General features: G+C 76.3%; 11 protein-coding genes. 5 read left to right on the top strand and 6 right to left on the bottom strand.

Annotated elements, in window-relative coordinates; translation table 11 throughout:
* Window positions 1-150 precede the first annotated feature (150 nt).
* Window positions 151-609 carry an ATP-binding protein gene (locus tag FN207_RS03560; RefSeq protein WP_142456934.1) on the bottom strand — a complete coding sequence of 153 codons (459 nt, stop codon included), beginning with the start codon at window positions 607-609 and terminating at the stop codon, window positions 151-153.
* Window positions 610-728: 119 nt separating this feature from the next.
* Window positions 729-2,381 carry a SpoIIE family protein phosphatase gene (locus FN207_RS03555; protein WP_142456933.1) on the bottom strand — a complete coding sequence of 551 codons (1,653 nt, stop codon included), beginning with the start codon at window positions 2,379-2,381 and terminating at the stop codon, window positions 729-731.
* 165 nt (window positions 2,382-2,546) lie between these two features.
* Here FN207_RS03555 and FN207_RS03550 point away from each other — a divergent pair, with 165 nt between their 5' ends.
* Window positions 2,547-4,319 carry a SpoIIE family protein phosphatase gene (locus FN207_RS03550; protein WP_185938136.1) on the top strand — a complete coding sequence of 591 codons (1,773 nt, stop codon included), beginning with the start codon at window positions 2,547-2,549 and terminating at the stop codon, window positions 4,317-4,319.
* Here FN207_RS03550 and FN207_RS03545 read toward each other — a convergent pair.
* The 4 genes from FN207_RS03545 to FN207_RS03530 all read right to left on the bottom strand — a co-directional run bounded on the left by FN207_RS03545 (window position 4,316) and on the right by FN207_RS03530 (window position 8,367).
* Window positions 4,316-5,239: an alpha/beta hydrolase gene (locus tag FN207_RS03545; protein WP_142456931.1), complete on the bottom strand. Its 924-nt coding sequence runs from the start codon at window positions 5,237-5,239 to the stop codon at window positions 4,316-4,318. The two genes, FN207_RS03550 and FN207_RS03545, sit on opposite strands and share 4 nt — an antisense overlap.
* Before the next feature lie 17 nt (window positions 5,240-5,256).
* Entirely contained in the window at window positions 5,257-6,000 is a 744-nt protein-coding gene (locus tag FN207_RS03540; RefSeq protein ID WP_246065725.1) for a ZIP family metal transporter, read from the bottom strand.
* Between the two features lie 176 nt (window positions 6,001-6,176).
* On the bottom strand, window positions 6,177-7,016 hold the full coding sequence (locus FN207_RS03535) for an alpha/beta hydrolase (RefSeq protein WP_142456929.1): 840 nt from the start codon (window positions 7,014-7,016) through the stop codon (window positions 6,177-6,179).
* A 163-nt stretch (window positions 7,017-7,179) separates the two neighbouring features.
* A complete protein-coding gene (locus FN207_RS03530; protein WP_142456928.1) occupies window positions 7,180-8,367 on the bottom strand; it encodes an ATP-binding protein in 1,188 nt (395 codons plus the stop codon).
* Window positions 8,368-8,474: 107 nt separating this feature from the next.
* Between FN207_RS03530 and FN207_RS03525 the strand changes: the two genes are divergently transcribed.
* From FN207_RS03525 to FN207_RS03510, 4 genes are all read left to right on the top strand, one after another.
* Window positions 8,475-8,846: a nuclear transport factor 2 family protein gene (locus FN207_RS03525; RefSeq protein ID WP_142456927.1), complete on the top strand. Its 372-nt coding sequence runs from the start codon at window positions 8,475-8,477 to the stop codon at window positions 8,844-8,846.
* A gap of 91 nt (window positions 8,847-8,937) precedes the next feature.
* Window positions 8,938-9,303 carry a phage holin family protein gene (locus tag FN207_RS03520; RefSeq protein ID WP_142456926.1) on the top strand — a complete coding sequence of 122 codons (366 nt, stop codon included), beginning with the start codon at window positions 8,938-8,940 and terminating at the stop codon, window positions 9,301-9,303.
* A 128-nt stretch (window positions 9,304-9,431) separates the two neighbouring features.
* Complete coding sequence (locus FN207_RS03515) at window positions 9,432-14,327, top strand: NAD-glutamate dehydrogenase (RefSeq protein ID WP_142456925.1); 4,896 nt, start codon at window positions 9,432-9,434, stop codon at window positions 14,325-14,327.
* Window positions 14,328-14,594: 267 nt separating this feature from the next.
* Window positions 14,595-15,944, top strand: coding sequence for an alkaline phosphatase (locus FN207_RS03510; protein ID WP_142456924.1), 1,350 nt, complete (start codon window positions 14,595-14,597; stop codon window positions 15,942-15,944).
* The last annotated feature ends 59 nt before the right edge of the window (window positions 15,945-16,003 follow it).

Genomic DNA, 16,003 nt, shown 5'->3' with positions numbered 1-16,003 from the left:
GGGCGCTGAGCACCAGCGCCGCGTCCGCCGGGGACCCTCCGGGCCCGCCGCCGGCCCCGACAGACCGGCCGGTGAGCCCCCCACCGACTGCCCCGGGGCGGCGCCGGGACCACCGTCCCCGCCGCCCCGGGCGCACTCACACCGCGGGCCTCAGGCCGAGGTGGCCGCGTACTCCTCGATCGCCGTCGGCAGGCAGGCCCACACGTGCTTGCAGCCGTCGTCGACGTACCACCCGTGCGCCACCGACAGCCGCGCCACCAGGTAGAGGCCCAGACCGCCCTGCGCGGGGTCCCGGCCGACGGCGGGCGCCGGCATGGTGTCGGGGTCGCGGTCGCTGACGTCGAGCAGCCACCCGCCGCTCCCGGACACCACCGTGGCCACGACCGGGGACACCCCGTGCCGCAGTGCGTTGGACGCGAGCTCGTCGAAGGCCAGGATCATCCGGTCGGCCGCGGGGTCGTCGGGGTCCCGCGGGAAGCCGATCGCACTGAGGTGCTCCCGGAGGCCCGCCCGGGCGGCCGGCAGTTCGGCCAGGTCCCCGAGGTCCCGGCGCCACAGCTCGCCCCGCCCGTCGGGCAGCGGGCGCAGCGGCCAGGCAAGTCGGCCCATGACCTCTCTCCGTCGTCGTCGTCCAGCTCTTCTCGGACGACGACTCGGTGCCCAGCCGGCCGGCCGGCCAACCCTTCCCGCGCCCGCCTCGCCCCGCGGGGTGAGACGGATCTCGCCCCTCAGCCGGCCCCGACGGTGACGGCGACCAGCGCGACGTCGTCCTGCGGCGTGCCCTCCACCAGGCGGGCGAGCAGCTCGTCGCACAGGTCCGGCAGCGGCGTCCCGGCCAGCCCGGCCAGCGTGCGGTGCAGCCGCTCGGAGTCGGCGTCCAGCGAGCTGCCGCGCCGCTCGACCAGCCCGTCGGTGTGCAGCAGGACCGTCGTCCCGGGCGCGAGCTCCACGGTCGCCTCCCGCCGGACGGCCGTCGCGTCCACGCCCAGCGCCAGGTCGCCCAGCCGGTCGCCGTGGTCGAGGACGGTGACCCGCCCGTCGGGCAGGAGCAGCACCGGCGGCGGGTGCCCCGCGTTGGCCCACCGCAACCGGCGCGCGCCGTCCTCCAGCCGGGCGACGGCCGCGGTGGCCAGCGTGTCCGCCTGCATGGTCGCCATCGCCTCGTCCAGGCAGCGCAGGACCTCGGCGGGCCCCGCGCCGCCGCTGTGCGCGACCCCCCGCAGCAGGCCGCGCAGCTGTCCCATCGCCGCCGCGGCCGCCGTGTCGTGGCCGACGACGTCGCCGATGACCAGGACCGGGTCGCCGTCGGGGGAGGGGAAGGCGTCGTACCAGTCGCCGCCCACGCGTGCCGCCTCGGCGGCGGGCACGTACCGCGCCACGACCTCCAGGCCGGGGAAGGCCGGGGGCTCAGTGAGCAGGCTGCGCTGCAGCGCCTCGGCGAGCTGGATCTGCCGGCTCTGCCGCCCCACCCGGTCCACCGCACGCCCGGCCTGCACGGCGACGGCGCGCGCGGCGGCCAGGTCGGTCTCGCCCATCGCGCGCCCGGCGTCGAGGTAGAGCGTGAGGACGCCGACGGTGCGGGACTCCGCCGGCAGCGGGAGGACCACCACCGACTCGGCCCGCAGGTCGCGCAGCATCCCGCGCGTCGTCTCGTCGGTCATGACCGCCAGCACCTCCCGCGCCGCGGCGCTCACCGGTGTCCCGGTGCGCAGCGCCCGCGCCACGGGGGAGGTGGCCGGCAGCCGGTCCAGCCGCACCCGCGCGTAGCGGGCGAGCAGGTCGCGGCGCTCGGGGTCGGCGTGCCAGGAGCCGACGTCGCGGGCGCGGCCCTCCCGGTCGACGACGGTGACCACGCAGCCATCGGTGAGCACGGGGACCACCAGCCGCGCCAGCCGGCCCAGCGCCGCGATCCCGTCCAGCGCCCCGGACAGCTCGGCGGCGACCCGCACCAGCAGCGTCGCCCGGGCCGTGGCGCGGTCGGCCTGCTCCTGCGCGGCGCGGCGGGCGGACACATCGGCCACGGTCACCGCGAGGCCCTCCGGGCCCGGTGCGGCCCGCACCTCGTACCAGCCGCCCTCCCCGGCCGCGACGGTCACCGGCTCGCCGGATCCGGCCGCCTCGGTGCAGGCCTGGGCGAGCGCGTGCCCGGGGCTGCCGGGGACGGCGTCGTCGAGGGGCCGGCCGACGAGCGAGGGAGCGCTGCGTCCCAGCAGCCGCTCGGCGGCGGCGTTGAGCCAGGTGAGCCGGCCGGCCGGGTCGAGGGCCAGGACGGCGGCCGGCAGCCGGTCGACGAGTGTGGCGAGCGCGAGGGGGTCGAGCAGGGAGTGGGGGAGGGGCACGGTGGGCTCGGCGCGCGGCCGCGACCTGAGTGGATCGGCCATGCCCGCACCCCCTCGCCGCACGGACCGGCGGAGGAGCGCCGACGCCGTCGGCTCCTGATCGTGGCGGGTGCGGACCGCCCTGCCAACGGGTCCCGCGGCGGGTCGTGATCACCCGGACCGGTACCGCGCCCCCGGAGTCCCCCCGTGATGGGGGAGCATGAGCCCATGACCCCGGACGGCGCCGCTCCGCCGCCCCGTGACCTGCTCGTGCAGGCCGTGGAGGGGATGGACCGGCCGCTGTTCGTCCTCGACGCCGACTGGCGGTTCAGCTACGTCAACCCCGCCGGCGCCGCGGTCCTCGACCGCACCGTGGCCGCCCTGCAGGGCCGCGGGATCTGGGAGGAGTTCCCCGAGGCGGTCGGCGGGCCGTTCGAGGAGCTGTACCGGCACGTGCGGGCGACCGGGGAGTCCGCCTCGACCGAGGCCTGGTTCGGCCCGCTGGGCAGGTGGTTCCGCGCCGACGCCTTCCTCACCGGCGCCGGCCTGGTGGTCACCTACGACGACGTCACGCAGCGCCGGCGCACGGAGGAGGAGCGCGCGGCGGCCGTCGCGGCGCGCGAGGCGGCCGCGGCGCAGGTGGTGGTGGCGGCGGCCCGCGCCGAGGCCTCGGCCCGCCACCTGGTGCTGCTCGGCGACATCAGCCAGGCGATGACCGCCACCACCGACGTCGACGAGGCCGTCGCCCGGTTCGCCGAGCTGGTCGTCCCGCTGCTGGCCGACTGGTGCCTGGTCAGCGTGGTCGACCCCGACGGCACCCGCCGCGACGTCGGCCGCGCGCACAGCGACCCCGCGATGGTCGGGGCGATGCACCGCTACGCCGACCTGCGGGTGCGCAGCAACCGGCCCGCCGCGCCGGTGCCCACGGCGCTGGCCAGCGGCCGGCCGGTGGTGATCGCCGCCGTCACCGACGACGACGTCCGGGCGATGGTGGCCGACGACGTGAGCCGCGAGGCGCTGGAGCCGCTGCGGCCCGCTGCCGTCGCCACGTTCCCCCTGCTGGCCCGCGGGGAGCAGTTCGGCGCGTTCACGCTGGTCAACGGCCCGGAGCGGGGGGCGCACACCCAGCTGGAGCTGCGCACCGCCGAGATCGCCTCCCGGCGGGCCGCGCTCGCCCTGGACAACGCCCGGCTGGCCAGCGCCGCCGCGCAGGTGGCCGAGCGGATGCAGCACAGCCTGCTGTCCCCGCCGGTGCAGCCCGACCACCTCGAGCTCGCCGTCCGCTACCGGCCGGCGACCCGCGGGGTCGCGATCGGCGGCGACTGGTACGACGCCTTCCTGCAGCCCGACGGCGACACGGTGCTGGTCATCGGCGACGTCATGGGCCACGACATCGAGGCCGCCGCGGCGATGGGGCAGGTCAAGACGCTGGTCCGCGGCATCGCCTTCGACCGGCTCGAGGAGCCCGCGGGTGTGCTGCGCCGGGTCGACCACGCGCTCGTGGGCCTCGACGTGCCCGCGATGGCCACCGCGCTGGTGTGCCGGGTCGAGCAGGACGCCGCCGACCGGGCCGCGGGGATGCGCCGGCTGCGCTGGTCCTCGGCCGGTCACCCCGACCCGATGCTGCTGCTGGCCGACGGCACCGTGCAGGACCTCACCGCGCCGGTCGGCCCGCCGCTGGGCATCGGCTGGCGCGGGCCGCGCGCCGACGGCGAGGCGCTCGTCCCGCCGGACAGCACGCTGCTGCTGTTCACCGACGGCCTGTTCGAGCGGCGCGGCGTCCCCCTCGACGACAGCCGCGAGCAGCTGCGCGAGCTGGTGGCCGCCGCGGCCGGGCAGCCGCTGGACGAGCTGTGCGACGGGCTGCTCGCGAGCATGCTCGGTGAGGGCGCCGAGGACGACGTCGCGGTGCTCGCCGTCCGGGCGCACCCGGTGGCGGGGGAGCGGCCCGCGGAGGCCGGCCCGGAGGTCCTGCCGCCGCTCCTGGGCCGGCCGGTCTAGGCGCGCGCGGCCGCCGCCCGGACCGCGTCGGCGACGGCCGCCACGCCCTGCTCGGCCCACAGGATCGAGTAGTGGTTGGTGTCGGGCACCTCGCGTGCGGTGATACCCGACGGCTCCAGGCCCAGGCCGGCCAGCCGCACCTCGTCGTAGAGGCCGGGCCGCTGGTCGAACAGGCCGCGGGTCGCCCACAGCAGCGTCGCGGGGACCGGCAGCGCGGTGGTGGCCTCGAGCACCCGCTCGTTGAGCAGCACGTCCCCGCCGTCGACGCGGACCGCCTCGGGCACGCACGCGCTGCGCAGCGGCGTCTCGCCGGGCACGAGGTCGCGGGAGAGGTAGGCGGCGACCGAGGGCACGTCGACCCACGGGCCGACGGCGGGGTGCCGCTCCCAGAAGGCGCGGACGGCGGCGAGGTCGGGGAACGTCGTCCCCAGGCGGTCCAGCGAGGGGCCGAGGACGGCGGCGAGCTTGGCGTCGACGTCGGCGCCGGGGGGCTCGGCCAGCGCCAGGCCGCCGTCGACGAGCACCAGGCCGTGCACCTCGTCGCGGGCGGGGCCGGCCGCGGCCATCGCCGCCACGAAGGCACCCATGGAGTGGCCGACGAGCACGGTCGCGTCCGCGCCGGCGTCGTCGTCGGCACCGAAGCGGTCGAGCAGGGTGGCGACGTCCTGGGCGTGCCGCTCCAGGCCGTAGGGGCCGGGCAGCCCGGCCGAGCCCGCGCGCCCGCGCAGGTCGGGGGCGACCACCTCGAACTCGCCGGCCAGCGTCGCCGCGACGCGGGCCCAGGCCATCGCGTTGGCGGTGATGCCGTGGACGAGCACCGCGATGGGGGAGCCGGGGGCGTCGGCCGCCCAGTACAGCGCCGAGAGGTCCCCGCCGTCGACGGGGACGCTGATCTGGACCGGGTCACGGAGCTCTGCCACGGGCCCACCCTGCCCGGTCACGCGCCGAGCCGCTCGATCGCGAAGGCGACGAGGAACCCGGCGGTGGTGATCAGGCCCGTCCACGTCCGGGTCCGCTCGAACGCCTCCGGGATCATCGTGTCGGCGATCATCGTGAGGATCGCGCCGGCCGCGACGGCGGTGATGACGGCGATGACCGCGGGCGGGGCGCTGCCGAGCGCCGCGTAGCCGACGAGCGCGGCGAGGCCGCTGGCTCCCGCGATGCCGCCCCAGACGCCGAACACGTACCGCGCCGAGCGGCCGTTGGCCTTCATGCCGGCGGCGCTGGACAGCCCCTCGGGCACGTTGGAGATGAAGACGGCGGCCAGCACCGGGACGCTCACCGTGCCGCCGCCGAGCAGGCCCAGGCCCAGGACCACCGACTCGGGGACGCCATCGAGCAGGGCGCCGACGGCGATGGCCGCGCCGCTGCCGCCCTGCTCGTCCTCCGACGGCTGCTGGTCCCCCGAGCGCTTGCGGTGCCGGGCGCCGCGCCGGGCCAGCGCCATGTTCGCCGCGAGGTAGGCGACCGCGCCGCCGAGGAAGCCGACCGCGGTCGGGCCCAGCCCGCCGGTCTCGGCGGCCTCCTCCATGAGGTCGAAGGCGACGGCGGAGATGAGCACGCCCGAGCCGAAGGCCATGACCGACGCGATCGCCGCCTGCGGCACGCGCACGAACCACGCGACCAGCGCCCCGAGCACGAGGGCGGCTCCGCCCAGCAGCCCCCACAGACCCGCTTCCACAGCTCCCGGCACGGGCCGCTCGGGTGCCCGCCGTTGTAGCCAGCAACCGTCCGGGCGGCAGAAATGGCCATTCCTGCCGCCCGGGCGGTGTGGCGCCGAGTGCACGTGTCGTCGTCGGGCGGCCTCCGCGGTCGCGCTGCGTGCACGGAACTCCCCGGTCGCCGCGGAGGGACGACTCAGGTCACTCGCTGGACGAAGTCGAGTGCCGTCTGGGCGACCTCGCGCCAGCCGTGGTCGATCGTGAGGGAGTGGCCCCGGTTCGGGACCCTCACGATCTCCGTCACGGCGGGGTTGCGCCGCTGCAGCCTGTAGGCGGCGTTGGCGATCGCCCAGGGCACGGTGTGGTCCTTCTCGCCGTCCATGATCAGCAGGGGACCGCGGTCGGGGTTCCTGGTGTCCACCCTCGCCTCGGTCCTCGGGTTGATGTTCGCGTTGCCCATCTGCACGAGTGCCATCCCGGAGCCGGCGACGTGGAACGTGTCGTAGAGCTCCCTCGCCTCGGTCTCGTCCAGCGCGTTCGCCCAGCCGTACCGGAACTGGCCGAACGAGAGCGTGATCGCGCGGCCGCGCGTGCGCGGGTCGAGGAGGAACGGGCCCACCCCCCTGAGCACGGAGACCGGCAGGGGCAGGACCCCGCGGAAGACGCCGGGGTCGATCGCCACCGTGGCCGCCGACAGGCCGCGGCCCGCGACCATCTGCGCCACCAGGCCACCGGTCGAGTGCCCCACCACGACGGGCTTCGCGTCCAGGGCCCGGACGACCTCGGTGGTGTGCTCGGCGATCTGCCCGAGGGATTTCCCGGCCAGGACGTCCGGCCTCGCCCGGGCCTCCGCGACCGTCCCCGGGTCATCCGGCCAGTCCGGCGTCAGCGGCGCGAAGCCGGCCTGCTCGAGGAAGTCCACCCAGACGGCCCAGCTGCTCGGCAGGAGCCAGAGACCGTGGACGAGGACGACCGGGGGCCTGCCGGAGGAGTTGGCCGCCTCGATCTCCCGGTTCTCCCGCTCGGACACCATCATGAGGGACTCCGCTCGTCCGCCAGGGGCCGGCCTCACCCGGCCATCGCGCCAGCGTGCCACCGGGCGACGCGCAGATGGGCCCGTCGGGTCGCGCTCCCCAGTGGGCCGCCTCCAGCAACCACCCGGGCGGCAGAAATGGCCATTTCTGCCGCCCGGCGGGCGATCAGTCGGGGTGGCGGAGGAGGTAGCGGCCGAAGTGGGGGACGGTGAAGGCGATCTGGCCGCGCTCGGCGGAGTAGACCAGGCCCTTCTTGATCAGCGAGTCGCGCGCGGGGGACAGGGACGCGGGCTTGCGGCCCAGCGTCGCGGCCACCTCCGACGTCGCGACCGGGGTGCCGGCCGGCCCGCCGAGCTCGGCCATGGCGTGCATGTACTCGCGCTCGGCCGGGGTGGCGCGGTCGTAGCGGGAGCCGAAGAACCCGACGGCGAGCTCGGTCTCGGCCACCGGCGCGGCCATGGCGACGTCGGCGGCGGTGATCGGCGAGGCGGCCGCGACGTCCCAGGTGACCTTGCCGTAGGCCTGCACGAAGTACGGGTAGCCGTCGGCGGCGGCGTAGAGGGCGTCGAGCGCGGCCGGCTCGAAGGTGACCTCCTCGCGCTCGGCGGGGGCGAGCAGCGCGCGGTCGGCGGCGGGCCGGTCGAGGCGGTCGATGCGCAGGTAGCGGAACAGCCGCTCGGAGTAGCTCTTCGACGCCGACAGCACCGCCGGCAGGTGGGGGAGTCCGGCGCCGACGACGATCAGCGGCGCGCCCTGCTGCGACAGCTCGTGGCAGGCCGCGCAGATGGCCGAGACATCGGGGGCCTGCACGTCCTGCATCTCGTCGATGAACAGCGCCACGCCCCTGCCGACGTCGGCGGCCAGCCCGGCGGCGTCGCTGAGCAGCTCGACCAGGTCGATCTCCATGTCACCGGAGTCGGCGCGGCCGGTGGTGGCGGGCACGTCGATGCCCGGCTGCCAGCGGTCGCGCAGCTTCGCGTCGGCCGGCGTCAGCCGCTGGGCGAAGGCCTTCACCGTGCCGAGGACGGCGTCCATCGACTCCTGGTCGGGGTGCCGCAGCTCGCGCAGGGCCATGTGCAGCGCCGAGGACACCGGCCGCCGCAGCGACTGGTCCGGCCGCGCCTCGATCTTGCCGGTGCCCCAGCCGCGGCTGATCGCCGCCGACCGCAGCTGGTTGAGCAGCACGGTCTTGCCGACGCCGCGCAGCCCGGTGAGCACCAGCGAGCGCTCGGGTCGGCCCCGGGCGATCCGCTCGAGGACGACGTCGAAGGCCGACAGCTCGTCGTCGCGGCCGGCCAGCTCGGGCGGGCGCTGGCCGGCACCGGGCGCGTAGGGGTTCCGGACGGGATCCACGTCGAGCACCGTATGGCCCCGTCTAGCCGCCGACCTAGAGATCGGTAGAACCGCCTAGCGCGTGTCACGCACTTCCGCGGAGATGCACGCTCGGCCAGGCTCCCGGGATGGACGACGAGGTCATCCGGGACCTGCTGGCCCTCGAGCGGCGCGGCTGGGACGCGCTGTGCGAGGGGACCGCGGCCGCCTTCTACGACGAGGTCATGACCGGGGACGGCGCCATGGTGCTGGCCAACGGCGCGGTGATGGACCGCGACGCCGTCGTCGGGGCCCTGGGGGCCTCCCCGCCGTGGCACCACTACGACCTGGTCGACGTCCGCGTGGTGGCCGCCGGTGACGACGCCGCGGCGCTGGTCTACACCGGCCGGGCCTGGCGGGAGGAGGACGGCGAGCCGTTCACCGGCGCCATGACGAGCCTGTACGTCCGCGACGGCAGCCGCTGGCGGCTCGCGCTCTACACGCAGACGCCCGTGTCGTGAGCCGTCTGCGGTGGTCTAGCGCCGACGCGAGAGAGGGCTAGACGAGCGCAGACGAGGGGTGCTCCCAGGGAGCGCCGCTAGCGTGGCGCCCGTGATCAGGTTCGCGCTCAAGGTCGTCATCATGGCCCTGGCCTTCTACGGCCTCACGCGGCTGCTGCCGGGTATCGACATCGAGGGCAACGAGGAGGGCGCGCTCGGCGTCAGCGGCACCTTCCTGTGGGTGGCGCTGCTCTTCGCGGTGGTCAACGCCTTCGTCGGACCGGTCCTGCGGTTCCTGTCCTTCCCGGCGATCCTGCTCAGCCTCGGGCTGTTCCTGCTGATCGTGAACGCCGCGCTGCTCGGCCTGACCGCCGCGCTCTCCGACCGCCTGTCGGTCGACGGGTTCGGCACCGCGGTCCTCGGCGGCCTCGTCCTCGCCGTCGTCAGCTGGGTCGCCGACCAGGTCCTCGACCGGTAAGGGCCCCGCTGCCCCCCCGCTCGCACGCTCGCGGCGGGCCCCTGCAGCGGGGCCGTTCCAGCACGTCACCTGCGTGGCCGGTCGCGTCGCGCTGACGGGGGCGCGCGACCGCACTAGCGTCGCTGGACATGAGCACCACCGGCGTGGACACCGTCGTCCCCGGCCGACCGGAGGACGGGGTCCCACCCGGGCTGGTCGCCCTCGAGGAGGCCAACGACCGCAAGCGGGCGCTGCTGGCGCAGGCGGCCGACGCGGCCGCCGACGCCGCGGCCGGCAGCCCCGACGAGGCCCTGCCCACCGGCTGCGGCCCCGCGGACCTCCCGGCCCTCCTGCAGCGCTACTACTGGAGCGAGCCGGCCGCCGAGGTCCTCGGGCACGAGCCGGCCGACCTCGCCGCGCTCGCCCTGCGCCACCTGCGCCTGGCCGCCGTCCGGCCGCAGGGCTCGGCCACGGTCGTCGTGGAGCGGCTCCCCGACGGGCGCGGGCTGCTGCTCGTCGTCACCGACGACATGCCCTTCCTCGTCGACTCGGTGACCGCCGAGGTGGTCCGCCAGGGCGCGGGCCTGCAGCACGTCGTCCACCCGGTCGTCGTCGTCCGCCGCGACGTGTCCGGCGCGCTGCGCGCCTTCTGCGACAGCCCCGGCACCGCCGCCGCCGGCTGCGGCCCCGACGCGCTGGCCGAGTCCTGGATGGCCGTCGTCCTGGACGGCCCGCTCGACGACGAGGCGGCCGGCGACCTGGTCACCGGGCTGCGCACCGTCCTCGCCGACGTGCGCGCGGTCGACGAGGACGCCCCGCGCACCGCCGCCCGCGCCCTCGAACTCGCCACCCGGCTGGAGGAGCAGGGCAGCGCCGAGGTCGAAGACCCCGCCGACGACCCCGCCGAGGCCGCGGCGCTGCTGCGCTGGCTGGCCGACGGCAACTTCGTCTTCCTCGGGGCCCGCGACGCCGAGGTGGGCGACGACGTGCGCGCCGTCCCCGGCACCGGCCTGGGCGTGCTGCGCAGCGACACCGCGGCGGCGCTGCCCGAGGCGGCCGGCCCGCTCGGCCCCTCGCTGGTCACCGTCACCAAGGCCGACATCCGCTCCACGGTGCACCGCCGGGCGTGGCTGGACCTCGTCGCGGTCACCGTGCCCGCCGCCGGTGGCCGCCCGGCCCGCCAGCACCGGCTGGTCGGGCTGTTCCCGGGCACGGCGTCGGCCGCCGGTGTCCGCGACGTGCCACTGGTGCGCCGCCGGGTCGCCCAGGTGGTCGAGGGCTCCGGCGTCCCGGCCGACAGCCACACCGGCAAGACGCTGGTCGACGTCCTGGACACCCTCCCGCGCGACGAGCTGTTCCAGGCGACGGGCGCCGAGCTGCTGCCCGTGGCACTGGCCGTCCTCTACCTGCAGGAGCGCCGGCAGACCCGGCTGTTCCTGCGCCGCGACCCCTTCGGCCGGTTCTGGTCGGCGCTGGTCTACCTGCCGCGCGACCGGTACACGACCGAGGTCCGCCTGGCGATGCAGCAGCTGCTGCTGTCCCGCCTCGGCGGGCGCGACATCGAGTTCACCGCCCGCTCGACGGAGTCGGTGCTGGCCCGGCTGCACTTCGTCGTCCGGGTGCCGGTGACCCGCGGCGGCACGCCCGCGCTGCCCGAGGTCGACGTCGACGCGCTGCAGCAGGAGCTCGCCGCCGTCGCGCGCAGCTGGTTCGACGACCTCACCGAGGCCCTCTCCGCCCGCTACGGCGAGGACACCCACCAGGTGCTCGCCCGCGTCGCCGACGCCTTCCCCGCCGCCTACCAGGAGGACTTCTCCGCGACGACGGCCGTCGAGGACCTCGCCCGCCTCGACGCGCTGGCGCCCGGCGAGCTGGGCCTGCGGCTGCGCCGCCCGCGGGAGGCCGAGCCGCGGCTGACCGTCTACCGGGTGGGGGAGCGGCTGCTGCTCTCCGACGTCCTGCCGGTGCTGCAGCACATGGGTGTCGACGTCGTCGACGAGCGGCCCTACGAGATCGACCGGATCGGCGCCCCGCCGGCCTGGATCTACGACTTCGGGCTCACCGCCCCCGGCGGGGAGCTGCCCTTCCCCGGGTCGCTGCCCGAGCGGTTCACCGAGGCGGTCGCCGCCGTCTGGCGCGGCGACGCCGAGGACGACGGCCTGGGCGCCCTGGTGCTCCTGGCCGGGCTGAACTGGCGGCAGGTGACGGTGGTGCGGGCCTACGTGCAGTGGCTGCGCCAGGCCGGCCTGCCCTTCGGCCAGCGGTACGTGGAGACGACGCTGGCCGCGCACCCCGACGTCGTCGCGCGGCTGGTGGCGCTGTTCGAGACCCGCTTCTCGCCCGACCGCGAGGCCGGCCGCGCGCGGCGGCAGGAGGACCTCGCCGCGTCGCTGCGGGAGGCGATCGGGAGGGTCGACACCCTCGACGCCGACCGCGTGCTCTCCAGCCTGCTGGCCGCCGTCACCGCCACCCAGCGCACCACCTACTACGCGGGCGGGCCGCTGGCGATCAAGCTCGACCCGCACGCCGTGCCCGACGTGCCCGAGCCGCGCCCGGCCCGCGAGGTGTTCGTCAGCTCCCCGCGCGTGATGGGCGTGCACCTGCGCTTCGGCGCGGTCGCGCGCGGCGGGCTGCGCTGGTCCGACCGGCACGAGGACCTGCGCACCGAGGTGCTCGGCCTGGTCAAGGCGCAGATGGTCAAGAACACCGTCATCGTGCCCACCGGCGCCAAGGGCGGCTTCGTCGTCCGCAACCCGCCACCCGAGGGCGCCACCCGCGAGGAGGTCCAGGCCGAGGGCCAGGCCTGCTACCGCCTGTTCATCGGCGCCCTGCTCTCGCTGACCGACAACCTGGTCGGCGGCGAGGTCGTGCCCCCGGAGCGGGTCGTCCGCCACGACGGCGAGGACGCCTACCTCGTCGTCGCCGCGGACAAGGGGACGGCGACCTTCTCCGACCTGGCCAACTCCGTGGCGCTCGAGCGCGGCTTCTGGCTCGGCGACGCCTTCGCCTCCGGCGGCTCGGTCGGCTACGACCACAAGGCCATGGGCATCACCGCCCGCGGCGCCTGGGAGTCGGTGACCCGCCACTTCCGCGAACTCGACGTCGACGTGCAGAGCCAGGAGTTCACCGTCGTCGGCGTCGGCGACATGTCCGGCGACGTGTTCGGCAACGGGATGCTGCTGTCCCAGCACATCCGGCTGGTGGCCGCCTTCGACCACCGGCACGTCTTCGTCGACCCCACGCCCGACGCCGCGACGTCGTTCGCCGAGCGCCGGCGGCTGTTCGACCTGCCGCGCTCGTCCTGGGCCGACTACGACCCCGCGCTGATCAGCCCCGGCGGCGGCGTGTGGCCGCGGACGGCGAAGGCGGTGCCGGTGAGCGAGCCGATGCGCGCCGCGCTCGGACTCGACGACGACGTCGACACCCTCTCGCCGGTCGAGCTCATCCGCGCGGTCCTGCTGGCGCCGGTGGACCTGCTGTTCAACGGCGGCATCGGCACCTACGTCAAGGCCGCGACCGAGGGCCACCTCGACGTCGGCGACAAGGCCAACGACGCCGTCCGCGTCGACGGCGGCCAGCTGCGCGTGCGGGTGGTGGGGGAGGGCGGCAACCTCGGCCTGACCCAGCGCGGGCGGGTGGAGTACGCCCTGGCCGGCGGGCGGGTGAACACCGACGCCATCGACAACTCCGCGGGCGTGGACACCTCCGACCACGAGGTGAACATCAAGATCGCGCTCAACGGGGTCGTCGACGCCGGGGAGCTCGACGCGGGCGGCCGGGCCGCGCTGCTGGCCGACATGACCGACGAGGTCGCCGCCGCGGTCCTGAGCGACAACCACGCGCAGAACGCGGCGCTGGCCGTGGAGGTCACCTCCTCGCGCAGCCTGCTCGACGCGCACGAGCGGTTCCTGCGGGCGCTGGAGCGCTCGGGGCGGCTGGTGCGGGCCGTCGAGGCGCTGCCGGACGACCGCGCGCTGGCCCAGCGGCGGCGCGACGGGCACGCGCTGACCAGCCCGGAGCTGTCGGTGCTGCTGGCCTACGCCAAGCTCGAGGTGGGCGACGCCGTCCTGCGGTCCGACCTCCCCGACGACCCCGCGCTGGCCCGGCTGCTGCGCGACTACTTCCCGGCCGCGCTGCGCGAGCGGTTCCCCGCGGAGGTCGACACGCACCCGCTGCGCCGGGAGATCGTGGCCACGGCGCTGACCAACCGGTCGGTGAACACCGCCGGCGTGACCGGCCTGTTCCGGCTCGGCGAGGAGACCGGCCTGGACCTCGCCGCCGTCGTCCGGGCGCACGCGGTGGCCCGCGCGGTGTTCGACGTCGACCGGCTGTGGGACGCCGTCCGGCCGCTGGACAACCGGGTGCCCGCGCCGGTGCAGGTGGAGCTGCGCACCGAGGCGACCCGGCTGGCCGAGCGGGCGGCGCGCTGGCTGCTGCGGCTGCCCGAGCTCGGCGGCCGGCCCGCGGCCGGGATCACCGCCGTCACGGACCGGTTCGCCGCCCCGGTGGCCGCGGTGCGGACCGGCCTGCCGGGCTGGCTGCTCGGCCACGAGGCGGCCTCCTACGCCGAGCGGTCGCAGCGGCTGCAGGCCGCGGGCGTGCCCGCGGAGCTGGCCGGGGAGGTCGCGGCCGCGCCGCTGCTGCCGGCGGCGCTGGACCTCGTCGTCGTCGCCGAGCGGACCGGCGCGCCGATCGAGCTGGCCGGGCGCGTGGCCCAGGAGCTGGCCGAGCGGCTGTCGCTGGTGCCGCTGCGGGAGCTGGTCACCGCGCTGCCCCGGGACCGCCGCTGGCCGTCGATGGCGCGCGCCGCGCTGCGCGACGACCTCGCCGCCGAGCAGGCCGAGCTCGCCGTCGAGGTGCTCACCGGGCGGGGGCCGGCGCCCGCCACGGACGCCGCCGCGCTGGTGGGCGCGTGGGTGGAGGGCTGGGAGCCCGCCCAGCGCCGGGCCGCCGCGCAGCTCGCCGACATCGCCGCGGGCGACCGGCACGAGCTGCCCGAGCTGCTGGTCGCCGTCCGGACCCTGCGGGGCCTGCGCCGTCGCTGACCTCCCCGCGAGATCTGCACACTCGGGGCTCTCGAGGGCCGGAGGACCCCGAGCGTGCAGATCTCGCACGTACCGGGGCGGTCCCCCGGTCCTGGGAGGCGGCTGGACGGTCGCTGTGAGGATCCGGTCCGTCACGGGCTGCCCGGACGGGCCGCGACACAGCCGGCGCACCCCCGTCCTTGCCCGGTGGTGACGCGGGTCACACCGCACGGTGGGGCCACCCCGGGCGGCGTCCGCCGTACCGGGGACCCGGACGAGAGGACGGCCATGACCACGACGAGGGCAGGACGGCTGCGGACGGTCACCATGGTCGCGGTGGCGGGCGGCTCGCTGGCGCTCCTCCCGCTCACCGGCGCGTTCGCCGGCGGGCCCGGGAACGGCAACGGGCACGGCAACGGCCACGGCGGTGGCCACGGGAACGCCAACGCGCACCCGCGCAGCGTCATCTTCGTCAACGGCGACGGCATGGGCGCCACCCACCGCGAGGCGGGACGCCTCGACCAGGAGGGCTTCGACGGCCAGCTGGCGATGGACCAGCTGCCCATCGCCGGTCTGCAGACCACCGACGCGCGCGACCCCGAGGACACCGTCACCGACTCGGCGGCCTCGGCGTCCGCGTGGGCCACCGGGGTGAAGACCTACAACGGCGCCATCAGCGTCGACGTCGACGGCAACCCCCTGCCCACCATCGGCCAGCAGGTCGAGGAGGCGGGCCTGGCCGGCGGGATCGTGACCACCGCGCAGGTCACCGACGCCTCGCCCGCGGCGTTCTTCGCCAACAGCACCGACCGCGCCGCGCAGGACGACATCGCCCGTCAGTACCTGGAGGTCAGCCGGCCCGAGGTGATCCTCGGTGGCGGCGAGGACTGGTGGCTGCCCGCCGGGGACGAGGGCACCTACCCGCCCCGGGCCGGTGACGAGGAGGATCCCGAGGTGTCCCGCAGCACGCAGGGCGACCTCGTCGCGCAGGCCCAGGACCTCGGCTACGAGTACGTCAGCACCGCCGAGGAGTTCGCCGCGGCCGACTCCGACCTGCTGCTCGGGCTGTTCGCCAACGAGGAGATGTTCCAGCAGCGGCCCGAGGGCCAGGGCGACGAGTTCGACCCGGTCGTCTCGCTCGCCGACATGACCACCCGCGCCCTCGACGTCCTCTCCCAGGACGAGGACGGCTTCTTCCTGCTCGTCGAGGAGGAGGCCGTGGACGAGATGGCCCACAACAACAACGGCACCCGGATGCTCGAGGCCATGCGCTCCCTCGACGACGCCGTCGAGGTGGCCCGCGCCTACGTGGCCGAGCACCCCGACACGCTGCTGATCGTCACCGGCGACCACGAGTGCGGTGGGCTGACCATCGAGGACGTCGACCCCGAGGACGAGAGCGGCCCCGGCGGCACGCTCGACCCGTCGATCGCGGGCGACACCGAGTCCGGCGAGGACGGCCCGTTCGTCGTCGCCGGCACCGGTGGCGCCTACGACTTCGCCCTCGACTGGACGACGACCTCGCACACCGGCGTCCCGACCGTCGTCACCGCGGAGGGACCGGGCAGCGAGGAGCTGACCGGCTACTACCCGAACACCCACCTGTACGACGTCGTGTCCTCGGTGCTGTTCGACTGACCGCGACCCACCCGGGGCCCGGGGCCGGCGCTCGCCGGTCCCGGGCCCCGGCGCGTGCC

It is taken from the genome of Geodermatophilus aquaeductus, from assembly GCF_900182545.1.
Lineage (GTDB): Bacteria > Actinomycetota > Actinomycetes > Mycobacteriales > Geodermatophilaceae > Geodermatophilus > Geodermatophilus aquaeductus.
The sequence above is the reverse complement of the archived record's forward strand: the minus strand, read 5'-3'. Positions and strand labels throughout refer to the sequence as shown.

Coding starts and splice junctions, on each gene's coding strand:
- FN207_RS03560 (WP_142456934.1), bottom strand. CDS start 609: ATGGGCCGACTTGCCTGGCCGCTGCGCCCGCTGCCCGACGGGCGGGGC.
- FN207_RS03555 (WP_142456933.1), bottom strand. CDS start 2,381: ATGGCCGATCCACTCAGGTCGCGGCCGCGCGCCGAGCCCACCGTGCCC.
- FN207_RS03550 (WP_185938136.1), top strand. CDS start 2,547: ATGACCCCGGACGGCGCCGCTCCGCCGCCCCGTGACCTGCTCGTGCAG.
- FN207_RS03535 (WP_142456929.1), bottom strand. CDS start 7,016: ATGATGGTGTCCGAGCGGGAGAACCGGGAGATCGAGGCGGCCAACTCC.
- FN207_RS03525 (WP_142456927.1), top strand. CDS start 8,475: ATGGACGACGAGGTCATCCGGGACCTGCTGGCCCTCGAGCGGCGCGGC.
- FN207_RS03515 (WP_142456925.1), top strand. CDS start 9,432: ATGAGCACCACCGGCGTGGACACCGTCGTCCCCGGCCGACCGGAGGAC.
- FN207_RS03510 (WP_142456924.1), top strand. CDS start 14,595: ATGACCACGACGAGGGCAGGACGGCTGCGGACGGTCACCATGGTCGCG.